This window comes from Corynebacterium sp. ACRPF, from assembly GCF_022347395.1.
Classification (GTDB): domain Bacteria; phylum Actinomycetota; class Actinomycetes; order Mycobacteriales; family Mycobacteriaceae; genus Corynebacterium; species Corynebacterium tuberculostearicum_D.
Window position 1 is genome coordinate 93075 of sequence record NZ_JAKRNB010000002.1, and the last position, 17300, is coordinate 110374.

Sequence of the window (17300 nt, forward strand, 5' to 3'; positions counted from 1 at the left end):
TTTTGCTCGTTTTACTTGGAGCTTACCGGTACGCCTGCCTGGTTGAGCATATCGACAACGAAACCAATGATCTCGCTGATGATATCTACAGCACTAGATAGAATCATAAATAACTCCTTGCCTAGGATTGGGACTTTATATTCCTATCGCTAATCCAAGCACACGACGTTACATCGGGGCAATGGTGTGCTTCTTCGGCAGATCGCTTTCCTGCTTCGTTGCTAGCTGCCGCAGCGCTTGGCGGAGAGCCAACCGGGATTGATTCGGCTGAATCATAGCGTCTAGGTAACCGCGCTCGGCGGCAACATAGGGAGCGGTCATGGTCTCATCGTAGAAGTCCATGAACATCTTCTTGGTCATTTCGCGCTGTTCCGGGGTCTCGGCGGCTTCGAGCTGCTTGCCGGCGATCATCACCACGGCAGCGGCCGCGCCCATCACGGCGATCTGCGCGGTCGGCCACGCCAGGTTGATATCGCCGGTCAGGTTCTTCGAGCCCATCACCGCATAGGCACCGCCGTAGGCCTTACGCACGATGAGCGAGACCTTCGGCACGGTGGCTTCCACCACGGCGAAGGCAAACTTGGCGCCGCGGTGGATAAGGCCCACCTTCTCCTGTTCCACGCCCGGCAGGTAGCCCGGGGTATCCACTACGAAGACCAGCGGAATATTGTAAGCATCGCAAATGCGGATAAAACGCGCGCCCTTATCGGCGGCGTCGGCATCAATGCAGCCCGCAAGGTGCATGGGGTTATTGGCCACAAAGCCGACGGTCCTGCCATCGATGCGGCCGAAGGCGGTGATCATATTGGGCGCGAAGTTTTCTTGAATCTCAATGAGATCCTCGTCATCGCCCAACTGGGTCAACAAGTCCATCATGTCGTAGCCAGCATTGGTGTCATCCGGCATGAAGGCATTGAGGTCTTCGTCTTCGGCCACTTCGGCGTCGGAAGGCGCAGCGAACTCCGGTGACTCATCAAAGCAGGTCAGCGGCAGGTGGTCGAGGAGATCGCGGACCATATCAAAGGCGTCATCCTCGGAGGGGACGACTGCCGAGACGTTACCGTTGAGCTCTTGCTGGCGAGCGCCGCCCAGCTCGGCGGAGGTGATGTCCTCACCGGTAACCTCACGGATGACGTTCGGGCCGGTGACATACATTTCCGCTTCCTCGTCCACGGCAATGACAAAGTCCGTGGTCACGGGAGCATAGACGGCGCCACCGGCGGACTTGCCCATCATGATGGAAATCTGCGGGCTGCGGCCGGACAGCGGGAGCTGGCGGCGGGCGATCTCGGAGTACATGGCCAGCGAGGTCACCGCATCCTGGATGCGGGCGCCGCCGGAATCCTGGATACCGATAACCGGGCAGCCAATCTTGATGGCCATGTCCATGACCTCGGTGACCTTCTTGCCAAAGGTCACGCCGACAGAGCCGCCGTAGACGGTCTTATCATGGGCGTAGATACACACTGGGCGGCCAGAGATGCGGCCATAACCGGTGACCACGCCATCGGAATAAATGGCGTCAGGGTCACCCGGGGTCTTACCCAAGGAACCGGTCTCGACGAAGGAACCCTCATCTAGCAATTCATCGATGCGTTGACGAGGCGTGGTGCGCCCAGCCTCGTCGCGGCGCTTGCGGGAGCGCTCACTGCCTGGATCCTGCGCCTTATCAAGACGCTCGCGCAGGTCAGCGAGTTTCTCAGCGGTTGTCTGCTTGGCCGCCACGTATCTTCTCCTCGATCCATTCGTCCATATGCTTGCCCACGATGCCGATGGCCGGCTCGTCGGGCACTGCAAGGTGATCGCCTTGCAGCTGCACAATTTCTAGATCCTTAACGATAACTCCCCAACCGCCGTCGGGGTCAATCTCAGCGTAGCGCGGCTCCAGCTCAATCGCACCGTCGTGCATGCGCTCGGAACGGAAAAGCAGCACCGGCACGGTGACATCGGCCCAGCGATGGAAGTCGATCTTGGCCAGAATCTGGTTATCCACAAAGGAAGCGCGCTGGTGCTCCAGTACGCCGGCGGCCAGGCCGTGCTCAGAGGCGTCGGTAGTAGCGAGGAACTCCGCCAGCATGGTCATGAGCGCATCCTCGCCCATGGTCTCAAGCATCTCGTACGGCGGCTCGAAGTCCAGGCCATAGGTCTTCTTGGCAAAGGTCGCGTAGCGCTCCCACCGGGCGCGGGTTTCTTCCGGGGTATCCGGCGCTGGGTTCGACGGCTGGGTGGTATCCAGCAACGCGATGAACGCCACGTCCGCCGAATCCTGGCCGCGCTGGGTGCGCTGATGCAGCTGGTAGGCCACCTCGTAGGCCAGCGCGCCACCGAAGGACCATCCGCCGAGCACGACCTTGCGGCCGCGAGCGTAGTGCAGGATGTCCTCGATATAAGCCTCGGCGCGCTCCTCCAGCGAGCCCTCAATGCGCTCTACGCCGTAGACCGCCACGTCCTCGGGCAGGCGGCGGGTCAGTGGCTGGTAGACCACAGTGGTGCCGCCGGCTGGGTGGAACATGAATACGGCAGGACCATCAGCCTCGCGTAGGACGCGGATATTGCCTTCTACCTCGGTCTCCAGTCCTTCGCGGACGAGGTCGGCCAAAGTCTCTAGCGCCTCGGCCTCGTGGACCTGCTGGGCGGTGACCTCGATGCCGGCGCGCTCGGTGAGGCGCTCGGCAATCTGGGTGGCAACCTCGTCGCTCACCTCAGGCAGCGCCGAGGTAACGCCCGCCGCTGCCTTTCCCGTGAAGGTGGCCCAGGTACCAAAGACCATGCGCTCCGAGGCATCGCGCGGGGCAACGCCGACGCCCTGGCCGGGCTCGTCTTCTTCTGGTGCAGGCGTATCCGCAGAAGCAATGTCGCTGGTATCCACGCTGCCGCCAGCGACGGCCTCTTCCACCATGGCAATGACGTCTGCCAAAGAGGCGTCGCGAAGCGCCTGCACCTGCAGCTGCGGAATCTGGAAGTCATTTTCCACGCGGTTCTTAATGCGCATGCCCATCAGGGAATCCAGGCCCAAGTCAATGAGCGGCAGCTCGCGCGGCAGGTCAGAGACGTCGTAGCCCATGGATTCCGACACTATGAGTGCGAGGCGATCCTCCACGGTTTCCTCCGCAGGATCCCAGCGCACGGCATCAACTTCTGCGGTTGCTGCAGGCTCGCTTTCAGGCACATCGGCCACGCCCGGGATAGGCGCCGCGCCCAAGTCCAGGGCGGAGGCAAAGCCTTCCGCCAAAAGCTCGGTCTGTGCGCCACGGACGGCGTAGACGGCTACGGACATACCACCGATGGACTGGCTTACCACCGTGGTGACCTCACCGCGCGGTGGCAGGTCGGCGTGCTCCTCGGTGGCGATGATGCGCGCCCCAGGCTTGACGGCCTCGGCCGCGGCCTCCACGATGGCCAGCGCGGATGGCGCCTGATCCGCATTGGTGGAGAAGGCAACCTTGCCCTCTGGCAGGTTGACGCGTGCACCCGGCAGGCCGGAAACGCCGGCCGACGGACGCGCGTTGGTCCAGAAGCGCTGGCGGTTGAACTGGGTATAGGGTGCCTCCACGCGCGCACCAGAGCCAAAGACCGCGCCAAAATCCACCGGCATGCCGGCGACATAGAGCTTGCTGAGCAGGTCCAACAACGACTCGGTGGGATCTACCTTGCGCTTCAACGCATACAGCAGCTGCGCATCGGCCTTGCCCACGGCGAAGGCGGTGGACATGAGGCCCATCAGCGCCACCGGGTTCGGCGAGATTTCTACCAGCTGGGTGTGGCCGGCGTTGAAGGCCGCCTCGGTGGCATCCTGCAGATAGACCGAGTGGCGGGTCATGCGCAGCCAGTAATCCTCATCGTGGACGGTGGTACCAGGGCGATAGACCTCGCCCTTATCCACGGAGGAAAACAGCGGGGTGTGCAGCGGCTTGGCTTCCATGCCGGCAATGGCTGCATGCAGCTCACCCAGGATGGGGTCCACGGCCGAGGTATGCCCTGCGGCCTTCACATTGAGTGCACGGGCGAACTTGCCCTCGCCGTCGAGCTTTTCCACCAGGTCCAGCACCTCTTGGCGCGGGCCGCCCACGGTGGTCATTCCGGGGCCGGTGTACACGGCGGGTTCGATGTTTCCGTCGAGCGCGGCAATATCCTCGGCCGAGAGCTCTACGACGGCCATGGCTCCTTGCTCGGCATCGCTTAGCGACGCCTCACCCTCACCCATCAACCGCGCGCGATGGCAGGCAATAACCATGGCGTCCTCTGCGGAGATGCCGCCTGCAGCATAGGCCGCGGCAATTTCGCCCATGGACATGCCCATTACGCCGGCCGGGCGCACGCCAAAGGAAGCGAGCAGGTCCGTCAACGCAATCTGAATGGCGGTAATGGCCACCTGGGCGGTCTCGGTGTCATAGGTTTGGGCATCATCGTTGACGATATCCAAGATGGACCAGCCGGACTCAAAGTCCACGATGGCATCCAGCTCTTCCAAGCGGGCCTTGAACTGCGGCGAGAGCGCAATCATGTCCTTCGCCATCTTGCGGTGCTGGGATCCGAAACCGGAGTAAACAAATACGGGCCCCGGGACCTGCGGGGAATCCGCAGCGGCGATGCCAACGGAAACCTTGCCCTCAGCTACCTGGCGCAGGCGCTTGACCGCTTCCTCGGTGGAGCTAGCCATCACGACGGCGCGGGAACGGGAGTGGTTGCGGCGGGCGACGGTGCGGGCGACGTCGACAAGCGCGGGCTTTTCCGCCTCAATGAAGTCTGCCAGCAAGGCCGCAGCGCGTGCCCGGCGCGAAGGCAAGAGGCCAGAGACCGGCAACGCCACCGTTTCGGTGGAAAGCTGGGGCGCGCGTTTGGCCGGGGCGCCGCGATAATCGGTGAGCACGACGTGCGCATTGGTGCCACCGAAACCAAAGCCAGACACACCAGCGACCTTGCGCCCGGAGTATTCGGGCCACTCGCGCGGATCCTCCACTACCTCGAGATGCTCGGCCTCGAAATCGATATAGCGATTCGGCGCCGAGTAATTGATATTCGCCGGAATCACGTCATTGCGCATGGCCTGGATGACCTTGATGAGGCCGACCACGCCCGCGGCGGATTCAGAGTGGCCGATATTGGTCTTGGCAGAGCCGAGCAAAATAGGAGTTTCGACCCCGCGGCCCGCACCGAGCACGCGGCCCAGGGCAGAGGCCTCGATCGGATCGCCCAAAATGGTGCCGGTGCCGTGGGCTTCGATATAGTCCACGTCCTGCGGATTTACGCCCGCATCAGCATAGGCGCGACGCAGCACATCCTCCTGTGCCTCCGGGTTCGGGGCGGTCAGGCCATTAGAGTGGCCATCGGAGTTGACGGCCGAGCCCTTGATGACGGCCAGGATATCGTCGCCGTCCGCTTCCGCGTCCTCCAAGCGCTTGAGCACGAGGACGCCGGCGGCGTCGGCACGCACGATGCCATCGGCGTCGTCAGAAAAGGCGTGAATGGCGCTCGTGGGAGAGGTAACGCCCAACTCCGAAAACGCCGTGGACGCATGCGGGGCGGCCAGAATATTCACGCCGCCTGCCAGCGCCACGTCCGCGCTCCCCGTGCGCAAATCCTTCATCGCCTGGTTCACCGCCACGAGGGAGGAGGAGCAAGCCGTATCCACGTTGATGGAAGGGCCGCGGAAATCCAGGGCGTAGGAAATGCGATTAGCCACCACGGCGGAAGAAATGCCGGTCAGCGCATACGGGTGCATCTCGGCGGAATCGGCACCGATGAGCATGCCGTAGTCATTATTGGTCGATCCCATATACACGCCGGTCTGCGTGCCACGCAGCTCATTGGCGGGAACACCAGCGTTTTCTAGCGCTTCCCACACCAGCTCCAACAGGATGCGCTGCTGGGGATCCATGTTGGCGGCCTCTAGCGGGGACAGGCCAAAAAATTCCGCATCAAAGGACGCGATGTCTTCGATATAGCCGCCGTCGGTATTTTGCTGGGCGATCTTCTCGCTCATGACCGGATCAGCGGAGTACTCGGACCACCGGCCTACTGGCAACGGGCCGGTGCCTGCGCGGGATTCCGCCAACATAGACCAGAACTCTTGGGCATTCTTAGCACCCGGGAAGCGGCCGGAAAGACCAATGACCGCAACGTCAGATCCCTGCGCGATCCGCGGCGCGTGCTCTTCCGGCTGGGGCGCCGCCGGTGCGTTCAGCAGGCGGTCCGCCAGCAGCTCGATGGTGGGATACTCATATGCCACGGTGGCATCGAGGCGGGTGCCCAGAAGGTTTTCCAGCTCGCCGGATAGCACTACAGCATCCCGCGAGGAGAGGCCATAATTTTCCAAAGGCTTGGAATCTAGGATCTCTTCGGCGGAAACACCGGTGGCCTGGGCGACCCAGTCACGCAGCCATGCTCGCAGTTGCTCGATGGTCATAAAAAGGTCTTTCGTTACGGAAAAATACTAAATGGCGTAGGGGTATATCGCTATATTTTGTCACTTTGTTAGCGATATATCAGAATCCCACATAATTCTTCTTGGCTACGCGGCGCGCAATCTTGCCGGAGGACGTGCGGTTGATTTCGCCAGGTGCCTTCCACACGATGTCATCCGGAGTAATGCCATGGTGGGCAGTGACCGCGGTGCGAATGGCCTCGGTTGCCTCGGCATCGCCGGACGGCTGCGCATCATCGGCGCGCTCCACCAGCAGGACGAGGGACTCAGAATCATTGCCTTCCACGGAAAAGGCTGCAACGGAATCCGGGCGAACCTGTGCGGAAGCTGCTTGCACCGTGCCCTCAATATCCTGCGGATAATGGTTGCGCCCAGCAATGACGATGAGATCCTTCAGGCGGCCCGTAATGTACAGCTCACCATCCACGATGGTTGCCAAGTCTCCGGTGGCCATCCAGTAATCGTCTTCCGGCAGGCCATCCTGCAGGCGCTCACCCAGCGTATTGCGGAAGGTCGCAGCAGTTTCCTCTGGGCGGTTGAGGTAGCCGGTGGCCATATTGGGACCGTGGACCCAGATTTCTCCGATAACGCCGTCCTTCACCTCGGTGCGAGTTTCCGGATCCACAATGGCGAGGTGCTGGTGCGGCACGCACTGTCCATTGGAGGCGTAGGCAACGGTATCTTCGGATTTATCCTCAATGACGGCGCGACCTGCGGCCAGCTCCGCGCGGTTAAAGTGCGCGATGACCGGGCGCTTGTCAGTTTGCGGGGTAGACACAATAAGTGCTGCCTCTGCCAGACCGTAGGCCGGGCGCAGTACGGAACGGTCCACGCTGAAGGCATCGAGGAAGGAGTCCACGGCCGATTCCGTCACCGGCTCGGAACCAATAATGATGCCGTCCACGTGGGAGAAATCCGCGTCCTTGGCGTGGCGCGCGGCAAGTTCCAAGGCAAAGTTCGGGATAGCGGTATAGGTGGCCTGTTTGCCGGCTGTCACGCGCCGGACCCAGCGATCCGGGTGCTGGATGAAATCGCGCGGGGTCATCACCTCGAAGTCGAGGCCCAAGATGGTGACAAATACGGCCAAGATGATGCCCATATCGTGGTGCATCGGCAGCCAAGAAACGATGCGGGCCGGCATCTGCAGCTGCAGGGCCTGGAAAATCTGCGCCACGTTGGTGATAATCGCGCGATTGGTGAGCTCCACGCCGGCCGGGGTGCGGGTGGAACCGGAGGTGTACTGCAGGAACGCAGTATCCTCTGCGGTTCCCTCCACGGGAGTCCAGGAGGAAGCCAAAGAATCCGGCAGGACATCAAGGGAAATGATGCGCGGGCGCTCGCGCTGAGCAGAAAAGTACCGGCGCACTGCCGCCGCCGATACGCGGTTAGTCACCACGATGGACGGGTCACAGTCACCAAATACGGCCTTGAGGTGGTCCGAGTGCCCCGGTTCGTTGGGGTCATACAGCGGAATCGGCACCATGCCCGCATAAAGGGCCCCCAAGAAACCGAAGACGTATTCCGGTGAATTACCAGCCAAGATGGCCACGCGGGTACCGGGCTCTGCCACCTGCTGCAGGCGCGCCGCCACCACCTTGATGCGGTTATTAACCTGTGCGCGGGTAAGCTCCCGGCAGGTTTCTTCCTCACCGTAGATCCACTGGCGCATGACCACGCGGTCTGGGTCGGTCTCCGCCTGGAAGAGCTTCTCTGCCAACTGGGCCAAGGTGAACTCGGGCGCTAAGAACTGCCCCATCTGCGCTTTCAGATCCATCGATTCTCCTTAGGTAAATGGTTTCGTTAATAAAACTATCGGAGTTGGGGGAATGGTTGTTACGCGGCGTCGATAAGCTGGCGGGCCCAGCCCACTACCCACTGGTTGGCAGTCGTGCCATCGATAACGCCACTATTGGAGGCGTACTGCGCATGCACGCCATTCGCAGCAATCAAACCCTGCGCGCGCTCTAGCGCATTGGTCACGTTAGGCGGGGCATCACACACCGAATCATTGGGCGCGCAAATTTGGAAGGTGCGATCCGCGAGGCTACCGAACCCATTCTGGCGCGCACCACGCATGGAAGCACCCGGCACGATGGGCTGCACCAATCCGGATACGGGCTGAAGGGCAATTTCTGCACCGACGCCACCCACCTTGCGGCCTGGGTTTTGCCCGACGCCATTTTGGCGGCGGCCGTCTGCGATAAGGGCCACGCCTGCGATGTTTTCCGCCGGAACCACGCCCTGGCCGCCACCAATCTCATCGGCAACGTCGCCAGCAATCACCGCACCCTGAGAAAAGCCGCTCAGAATGAACTTGGTAGCCGGGCAGCTTTGATGAACGCTACGCAGCTCGTCATTCATCTTGGCGGTTCCCTCAGTGCGGGAATCGTCGTAGCTCATCTCATGTTGCGCATTAATATTTTTGAATTGCGCGGTATAGGGAAGGGTCCAGACCTTCACATCGTCCCCGTAGGCCTCCTGCAACGGCTTCGTAATAGACAGCATGAACGAGCGCGGGTTGGCAGAAGGATTGATGGGGTCGTCGTCAGCCGCGGACTCCCAAGTACCCGGGGCAGAAATGAACTCCACACGGGGGCACCAGTCAGGCTGCTGCGGTTGCGGCGGCGCGGCCTGCTCCGTGGTGTGCGGAGCCGGGGAATCAGTGCCTTGGTTGAGGTAACGCGACGCGCCCACGCCAATGACAGCTAATACGACGAGGGCCGCGACAACGGTAATAGTTTTTCGCATGGATTAGTTGTACCAGCTAAACCTAGCAAATCCCTGAACGCGCGGAATCCTTGATGAGCTGGGAAAGCTCCTCAAAACTCAGCGTGGTGCGCTGCTGCTCGATGAGCTGGCCGGCAACCGCAGAAATGGTGACCTCATTCTCGTCACAGGCCGCCTTTCCAGCGCCAAGGAGCTGATCCTCTACGCCATCGACGTTAACGCCGGCGTCCTTGAGCTTGTCCAAGTACTTGGCGTCCGGTTCCGGCACCTCAGCGGACGGGATTTCAGAGATCTCGCGCGCACCGCGGTCTTCTTGCGACTTAGAGGTGGCACTCTCCGAAGAAGAGGAAGGGGCCTCGGACTCGCGCTCGAGGGGCGCGACCTCGGTCTCTTGCGGCGGTTCGCTATCCACCGTGGCGGAATCGCAGCCCGCAAGACCCAAGCACAGCGCCGCGCCCACAACTACTAGCTTGCGCATAGCTACTTCTTCTCGGCCCGAACCTGGCCGAGGACCTCACTGATCTTGCCGTGCTGGAATTCCTGGCTCAGGCCGCCAGCGGCAATCTCGGAATAGTCAGAAGTAGGCCAGCCGAACTCGCCCTGCTCCCAGCCAGCCTGGCCCCAGCGGTCCATGATCTTGCTCTTTAGGATGTAGTGCGCGCCAGTCTTCGGGGACCAGTAGATGCTGCCCTTTTCAAAGGTCTGGAAGAAGCCGCCGTTGACGGCGTTCTCACCGGACGTCGGGAAGCCGAGCGCAGATTCAGCGCCGCCCATGTCCTTGTACTTGGCGCCGATAGCACCGTGGACTACCTGGTTGGAGCCATCCGGGTTACGGGTCAGGACGCCATCCTGGAATTCCTGCATGTAGCCCTCGCCGACCTTCTTAACCGAGCCGGTCGGGTACTTCAGGTCGCCCTTTTCGTAGCCGTTCTTGCCCCAGGCCTGGAACATATCGCCGGTAATCTCCCAAGCACCGGTCTCCGGGGACCAGTAGATGGAGCCGTGCTCGAAGTGCACGAAGCGACCCTTGCCGTCCGGGGTCTTAGACTCGCCGGTCTTAGGGAAGCCCAGCCAGGAGGTAGGTCCACCGATCTCGGCGTAGCGAGCACCAATACGGCCGAAGAGGGCGTGCGCACCGGTATCCGGGGACCAGTAAGCGGTACCAGACTCGAAGTCCTGGGCCTTGCCCTTCTTGGCGACGTCGTACTCGTTATTCAAGCAAGAGCCAATGACGCCGCTCTTGGTTTCCTTGGCGATGGCGCCGATGGCCTCACAGTCCGCACCGCGATCAGCTTTGTCCATCTCGAGGGCATCTGCGATGTAGGGCCATGCCTGCTGCATCTCAAACTGCCAGTATTCCCAGCTGTGCACGCCGGATGGGCGGAACTTAATCACTGGGTTAATCTTGGCGCGCTTTGCGTAGTCCACATAGGTCTGGGTGGACATGCGGGAAATGACCTCCAAGCCCATACCGGCAAGGTTGGCCTGACCCTTGGCTACGGAGTTGGCGTTACCAAAGTCATCCTTGCCCGAACCTGCAGAGACATAGACCTTCATGTCCTTCAGGTTTTCAATGCCCAGCTTCGGATCGTGGTCGATCCAGTTTTGAGAACCTGGCTCGCCCCACATCTTGCGGGAATCATAGCCGCCGGCATCGCGCTGCGCAGCCATGATGGCTTCCGGCATGCCGCGCGTAGTGGTGTCCAGGTAACCGGAGAAGGAACCCACGAAGTTGAACAGGTGCGGGTTGCGCTCAGCCAAGTTCATCGCGGCCGTGCCGCCCATGGACAGGCCGGTGACCGCACGCTTGTGGTTCGAGCGGTACTCATTATCCAAGATGGGGATCAATTCCTTGGTGAGGAAGGTCTCCCACATGTAGCGCTTACCGCGGTCTGCCTGCTCCCAGTCCGAGTAGAAGGAAGATTCGCCGCCTACCGGCATAACTAGGTTGACGTTACGGTCAGCGTACTGGTTCAGAATATTGGTCTCGATGGTCCAGCCGGACTCATCGTCACGTGCACGCAGGCCGTCGAGCGCCCATACCTCTGGGAACTTCTTTTCCGGGTGGGAGTACCAGTCACGAGCCAGCTGGATCTGCACCTTCTGCTCTTTGTCCGGCATAGCCGCGGACTTGATGTAGACCATCAGGTGGCGGTTGGTCAGGTACTCCACGCGGTTGATCTTCACGCCCTCCGGCAGGCCCTTAACATCCGGGTATTCGGTGTTCAGCGGGGTGCGGGCGGGCGGATCCTTCGGTGCGAAGTGATCGGACAGGCTGGAATCGCCGCCGATTGCGGAAGAGAGATCGCCTACGGAAGATTGTGCGGTGGCGTTTGGCAGCAGAGCCAAACCCACGGCAATAGCGGTAGGTACTGCGGCCACTGCAAGGCCCTTGCGAGCTTTACTCGGGGAAGTGCTTTTGCGCATAGGTAAACGTCCTTGAAGATTTGCCGCGGTACCTTTCCGAGGGTTCCCCTCCCCCGGACCGATGCCTGCGGCGTGAGCTGTCTATCGTGTGCTCAAGTTTAAGTTGAACTTGAGACTTACGCTAGACTGACACGCCGCTACATGGCCGGGGAGTTGCCCGGATTATCCTGTCCGCTCACGCGGTACAGGTGCTCGTTGACAAACTCGCCGACGCCCCAGCGTGCCAGCTCGCGGCCGTAGCCGGAGCGGTTCACACCACCGAAAGGCAGGCCTGCTGCGGTTACCGACGCCTCGTTGACAAACGTCATGCCATCGTTGAGCTGGTTTGCCACCTCGAACGCGGCATCCAGGTCGGTGCCCCAGACGGAGCTGGACAGACCATACTCCGAGTTATTGGCAATCTCGATAGCCTCTTCAACATCCTTGGCCTTGTAAACAATAGCCACAGGGCCGAAGATCTCGTTGCAGCCTACGTCGGTGGATGGGTCGACGTCGGTAAGCAGCGCAGGCTCCATGTAGGCGCCCTCGCGGTCAATCTTCTTGCCGCCTACGCGAATCTTGGCGTCACCATTGGCCGCGGCCTTTTCCAGGCGCTCCACAATCTCATCGCGAGCACCGATGGAGGACAGCGGACCAATGTCGGCATTCTCGTCGTCATAAGTGCCGACCTTCATGTCCCCAATCTTCTTTTCCAGGTACTCCACGGTGCGGTCGTAGAAGTCCTCCAGAACGATGAGGCGCTTTGGTGCGTTGCAGGCCTGGCCGGTGTTGTACATGCGGATCAGGTTGTACTGATCCAGGACCCACTCCAGGTTCTCATCATCAATAACCAGGAACGGGTCGTTGCCGCCTAGCTCCAGCACGGACTTCTTGTAATTTTCACCGGCGGTCTTGGCCACGGCAGCACCTGCGCCCTCCGAGCCGGTCAGCGAAACACCCTTGATACGCTTATCCGCTACAAAGGCATCCATCTGGGAACCGGAAGCGTAGATGTTGATGTACGCGTCCTTCGGCAGACCAGCCTCTTCCAGGATGTCCTGGCATGCCTGGGAAGACAGCGGGCAGATGGAAGCGTGCTTGAGCACAATGGTGTTACCCAGCAGCAGGTTAGGCGCCGCGAAGCGGGCTACCTGGTAGTACGGGAAGTTCCACGGCATGATGCCCAGCAGTGGACCGATCGGCTCCTTGCGCACTACGGTCTTGTCGGCATTCTGTGCCGGCAGGTACTCGTCGGCAAGCAGCTCGTGCGCATGCTCGGAGTAATAGCGGTAAATATCGGCAACAATCTGTACCTCGGCCTTGGCCCAACGGGTCAGCTTGCCCATCTCGCGGCCGATGTGATCTGCTAACTCATCAATGCGCTCTTCATAAAGGTCAGCTGCGCGGGACAAAACCGCAGCACGCTCCTCGATGCGAGTGCTACGCCATGCCTCGTAGGCCGCGGTGGAGCGGTCTAGGATGTCATCGCGCTGCGAATCATCGATACGTTCAAACTGGTCTTCACTCTTGCCTGTGTTTGGATTCTCAATAGCGAACATGCGCCCCTGTATAGTCCCAACTCACATACCTTGCAATGAACCCCTCCTGAGCATGAGGAATCGCTCCCACGTCAGTTTCCAATGAATACTCCGGGGCGCCAATGGACCTGCCGCTCGATCCACCTCATAAGTGCCATCCTCAAACATCCAGACAATATCTCCGGTAAACGGGTCCATGATGTATCGCACCCGACCATCCGTCTTCACGTTATGGTGATGCTGACACAAGCTCACCAGATTTCCCACACTGGTAGGTCCTTTGTCGCCGTACTCCACGCGATGATCCAATTGACAATAGTGTGCTGGCATCGAGCACCCTGGCCACCGGCAGGTCGCGTCGCGTCCCTGCACCCAGGCGCGGATTTCTTCTGAGGGAACATACTTTTTGACGTCCTCGGCGGTAAGAGTTCGCACCGCAGAGTCATGGGCCAGGTCCTCCCCCAGATCGCACCATCCTGCGCTAGGAATGAAGACGCGGGAAGGATCCTCCCCGGTGCGATAGGTGTTAATCACCACCTTGGTACTAGTGCGGTTGAAGATCAGACTTTCCAGCGCCTCCGCCGTTGAAACCCCCTCTTGTGCTGCCGCTTTATCAATATGTCTAGAAATTGCCGCCGCAGTGGCCTTATCTGTCTTCAACACAATCGTGGCCTGTCCACCCGAATAGGACACCGACACTGCGCGCTCGATCTGCGCCGATAAATCTGGCTTCAGCAGCCCATCAATGAATCCACGCAGGAAATTTCGGATTTCCGGTTCCGTCGGCACGTGCTGTCCCGGGTCTTTGGGCGTGAGGAAATCTGCCAAGGCCGCATCAACTAGTTGGATCTGCGCTTCGTCCTCGCCGAGGGGACGCAATTCCACGTCAATAACTTGGAGTCGCGGAAGGTCCAAAATCCAGTGTTCCGTTTGCACTGCGGTAGTAAGCGGCAGTTCGCGCATCCGAAAGTGGGCTTGGATTGCACTTGATACCCGCCATCGCGAAAGACCGAGTCTCTTGGACAAAACGGCCAGTGTGCAATCAACGTCGTCTTCTAACTGTGGCAGCACTGCCTGGAACAGTTGCCATGATTGAATTCTTTGCACCATGGCCATGACACACACGGTGTCTTCCATGTCATTGGTAGAAAAATACGCCTGTTTTGGTGGTGCGGTAGCAGTAGTCACGAAAGCTCCCCCTCTGAATAATTTCGCACACCCAATCGAACTGACACGCCTAGATTAGCGCAATGCCGAGACGCCCGCAATAGTTAGACGTATATTTGTTCGATACCCTTCGCAAAAGAAAATCCCCTTTCCTTAAGAAAGGGGATTCGGCCGCAAGAATTACCAAGCGTTCATGACGTTAAGCACCTGTGGCTTAGAGCGGTTGAGCTGGTAGCCGAACTGCTCCCAGTTGTGCAGACCCTGTGCCGGGTAGTCCACGGTCGGGTTCAGGCCCTGCAGGCGAGCGGCTCCCTCCCACACGCGGGTGGTGATATTCGAGCCGAACTCGAGCGCGGCACCGGCGGCCTGGTGCTCCGGAAGGTAGTGGCTATCGCCGGCGCCTGGGACACCAGAAGCTGCGGAGATGTACAGGTTGGTATTGCGCAACTTCGGAATAAGCAGCAGCGGATCGTTCTGGAAACGCTTCGGGTTAAACAGGGAACCGTACATAGCGTTGATGTTGAATCCGCCCGCATCCAGCATGGCAAAGCGCATCATGGTCTGAGCGCCTGGGACCGTGGTGGTCAGGAAGCCAGAGTAGGACAGCGCCTGACGGAACTGGTTCGGGTGCTTTGCAGCCAGGGTCAGGGCGGCACCGGCGCCCATGGACAGGCCAGCAATGGAGTTATTGTTGCGGGCAACACCGAAGTTGCGCTCCAAGTAGCCAGGAAGCTCGCTGGTCAGGAAGGTCTCCCACTTATAGTTGACCGGATTTTCCAGGTCGTAGGTAGCAGGACCCTGCCAGTCAGCGTAGAAGGAAGCAGCACCACCGACGGGCATAGCGAGGGTGATGTTGTGCGGCTCGTAGGTCTTGGCAGCATTAACGTCATTTACCCATGCGTTAGTGCGATCGGTGGCACGCAGGCCATCTAGCAGGTAAAGGGCAGCATTGCCGCCACGCTTTGCCGGCTGAACCTGCACCGGAATGGTGCGGCCCATTGCCTGGGACCATACGTCGCAACGCTGGACCCACCAGCCGACCTTGTCCCACTCACACGTACCAGTGGCGTCACGGCGCAGCCAGTCGCGGTTGGCTGCCTCTGCCGGCTGGGACCCTGCCACGACGGCCAGGCCCAAAGCTACGGCAACTGCCATGATGACTGAAAGGACGCGACCCTTGATGGATGCAGTCATCTTTCTCCTTCAAACTACTCGGTGATTGTCACTAAGTTCTATCGTCCGGAACCTGTATACCGTTAACGCCACGGATCGATAACAATGTCACAGAATAGTGTAACTTAGGTTCCCCCTAAAGTCTGCATCTAAAGGAATTAGCGCAGGTAGTCAGAGGGATCAGAAGAAAAAGTGAGGGTCCGACCATCGGTCAGAGAGAATTTAATATTTTTCCAGAAACGGTCCCAAGTTAGGGGTTCCCTGTATGTGGCGAAGAGTTTCTGAAAATCGGCGTCGGCAAGCGCGGCGCGAGCCTTGGCCGCCTCGTACTTATCAATCCACGCCGGGATCTCGTCGATATCGGCGGCGGAATCTGCCACCTGCCACGACATATCCAAGCTCTTGTCGTGCCCAATGCGCCCGCCCTCGATGCGCGGCTGGCGCGCCGCCAAAGGGTTGCTGAGGCCGATATTGTCCAGCACGCGAATATCCAGCGGCGCATTCATGGAAGACAGGCCCAAATTGAGCAGGTAAACGGTCGGCGGATCGGTGCGCGAAGGGTCCGCAGGCGTGGCCGTCCACGAGAACCTATCTTCGCCCTTGATATAGCGGAAGGTCATGGCGTCGCCCGCCTCTAGCTCGTCGATGCCCTCCTGGTAGTCCTCCATAAACTTGGCGCCGAGGAACTCTTCGGCCCGCATAGGAGGATCCTGGCGCTGGGTGGCATAGGTCCAAAAATCGCGCTCGTCCACGATGGAAATTTCATCCGCATAGATGCTGCGATCCACCGGATGCCCGCGCAGAACGATAACCAGCGCCCACACCGCACAGAGGACGGAAACGATCCACATGCGTACGCTAACGACAAAGATCGGAAGCAGAATCGCAAAAAGTGGCAGCAGCAGCATGCGGCCGTGCATAAAGTCTCCACCCACGCGCAAGACGTAGAGCGTATGGATGAGCGCCGCGCCCACAAAAAGATACGTGGCAGTGGCGGTGGAGCGCAGAGCAGTGGGCCGCAGGTCCGCCTTCCATAGACCGGCAATGGCCAGCACGATGAGCGGCAGGAAGAGCCAGTACGGTCCGGCAAAGTCCGCCAGGTAGGTAAAGCCCTTGCCCCATTCGGAACCGGCCGCGGACTTGGCCACGGCCGTGTGCGGGGTCAGTAGGCCGTAGTAACCCATGCGGAAAATCTCATAGGCCAACGGCAGCGGCACTGCGACGGCAAGAATCTTCCACCAGCGGTGGGATACGAGCAGCACGATTCCCACCAGGCCGCCGTACAGAGCGAGCTCTGGGCGCACCAGCCAGGACAGCCCGGCCCAGAAGGCGAGCCAATAGGCGTCGCTATTGCTCCCGGAGTGGCGACGCGGGCGCGACCACCGCAACAACAGCCACCACAGCACCGCAAGGTAGAAGATGCACAGGCCCCATTCCAGGCCGGAGGTAAAGAAGTCGCGGGCCGGTGGCAGGGCCACATACACAAGTGCGCCGGCCGGAAGGACGGCGCCAGAGCGCATGCTTGCCGACGCCCCCGTGCCGACAACCATTGCTGCTACCGCCAAGAAGAGGCCCAAGTAAATCGCGATGCCTTCCAGGTTTGCGTGGGAGACCCAGCGCACGAGGAAGATGAGGTACTGCCACAGCGTGGAAGTATTGGCCTCCACGCGCTCGCCCATATTGAACACGGGCCCGTTTCCAGCTTCGAGATTGCGCACGGTACGCAGGACGATGAGGCCGTCATCGGAAATCCAGCGGCGAGCGAAGCCGCCCCAGAAAGATAAAACACCGATCACAAGAACGACCGCTGGGGCACTCCAGCGGGCGATACTCTTGTGGTCGGTGTTAAGCACGGGGAGAAAGTT

Annotated in this window: 10 protein-coding genes; all 10 read right to left on the reverse strand. The window is 60.3% G+C overall.

Going from position 1 to position 17300, the window contains the following annotated elements:
• Positions 1–168 precede the first annotated feature (168 nt).
• The 10 genes from MHX61_RS01445 to MHX61_RS01490 all read right to left on the reverse strand — a co-directional run bounded on the left by MHX61_RS01445 (position 169) and on the right by MHX61_RS01490 (position 17288).
• The gene (locus MHX61_RS01445; protein ID WP_239191808.1) at positions 169–1725 is read right to left on the reverse strand and encodes an acyl-CoA carboxylase subunit beta; all 1557 of its coding nucleotides are present in this window, start codon (positions 1723–1725) and stop codon (positions 169–171) included.
• Positions 1700–6406 carry a type I polyketide synthase gene (locus tag MHX61_RS01450; RefSeq protein WP_239191811.1) on the reverse strand — a complete coding sequence of 1569 codons (4707 nt, stop codon included), beginning with the start codon at positions 6404–6406 and terminating at the stop codon, positions 1700–1702. The genes MHX61_RS01445 and MHX61_RS01450 overlap by 26 nt, the downstream gene beginning before the upstream one ends.
• Positions 6407–6485: 79 nt before the next feature.
• Positions 6486–8198, reverse strand: a complete 1713-nt coding sequence (locus MHX61_RS01455; protein WP_239191814.1) for an AMP-binding protein — start codon at positions 8196–8198, stop codon at positions 6486–6488.
• A 59-nt stretch (positions 8199–8257) separates the two neighbouring features.
• Entirely contained in the window at positions 8258–9172 is a 915-nt protein-coding gene (locus MHX61_RS01460; RefSeq protein ID WP_239191817.1) for a cutinase family protein, read from the reverse strand.
• A gap of 22 nt (positions 9173–9194) precedes the next feature.
• Positions 9195–9629, reverse strand: coding sequence for a DUF732 domain-containing protein (locus MHX61_RS01465; protein WP_239191819.1), 435 nt, complete (start codon positions 9627–9629; stop codon positions 9195–9197).
• 2 nt (positions 9630–9631) lie between these two features.
• Positions 9632–11578, reverse strand: coding sequence for an alpha/beta hydrolase-fold protein (locus MHX61_RS01470; protein ID WP_239191821.1), 1947 nt, complete (start codon positions 11576–11578; stop codon positions 9632–9634).
• Between the two features lie 137 nt (positions 11579–11715).
• Positions 11716–13116, reverse strand: a complete 1401-nt coding sequence (locus tag MHX61_RS01475) for an NAD-dependent succinate-semialdehyde dehydrogenase (protein WP_204610785.1) — start codon at positions 13114–13116, stop codon at positions 11716–11718.
• A 21-nt stretch (positions 13117–13137) separates the two neighbouring features.
• Positions 13138–14283: an HNH endonuclease signature motif containing protein gene (locus tag MHX61_RS01480; protein WP_239191826.1), complete on the reverse strand. Its 1146-nt coding sequence runs from the start codon at positions 14281–14283 to the stop codon at positions 13138–13140.
• 159 nt (positions 14284–14442) lie between these two features.
• Entirely contained in the window at positions 14443–15456 is a 1014-nt protein-coding gene (locus tag MHX61_RS01485) for an alpha/beta hydrolase family protein (protein WP_049377543.1), read from the reverse strand.
• 137 nt (positions 15457–15593) lie between these two features.
• Positions 15594–17288 carry a hypothetical protein gene (locus MHX61_RS01490; protein WP_239191829.1) on the reverse strand — a complete coding sequence of 565 codons (1695 nt, stop codon included), beginning with the start codon at positions 17286–17288 and terminating at the stop codon, positions 15594–15596.
• Positions 17289–17300 lie beyond the last annotated feature (12 nt).

Coding starts and splice junctions, on each gene's coding strand:
- MHX61_RS01460 (WP_239191817.1), bottom strand. CDS start 9,172: ATGCGAAAAACTATTACCGTTGTCGCGGCCCTCGTCGTATTAGCTGTC.
- MHX61_RS01475 (WP_204610785.1), bottom strand. CDS start 13,116: ATGTTCGCTATTGAGAATCCAAACACAGGCAAGAGTGAAGACCAGTTT.
- MHX61_RS01470 (WP_239191821.1), bottom strand. CDS start 11,578: ATGCGCAAAAGCACTTCCCCGAGTAAAGCTCGCAAGGGCCTTGCAGTG.
- MHX61_RS01450 (WP_239191811.1), bottom strand. CDS start 6,406: ATGACCATCGAGCAACTGCGAGCATGGCTGCGTGACTGGGTCGCCCAG.
- MHX61_RS01465 (WP_239191819.1), bottom strand. CDS start 9,629: ATGCGCAAGCTAGTAGTTGTGGGCGCGGCGCTGTGCTTGGGTCTTGCG.
- MHX61_RS01485 (WP_049377543.1), bottom strand. CDS start 15,456: ATGACTGCATCCATCAAGGGTCGCGTCCTTTCAGTCATCATGGCAGTT.
- MHX61_RS01455 (WP_239191814.1), bottom strand. CDS start 8,198: ATGGATCTGAAAGCGCAGATGGGGCAGTTCTTAGCGCCCGAGTTCACC.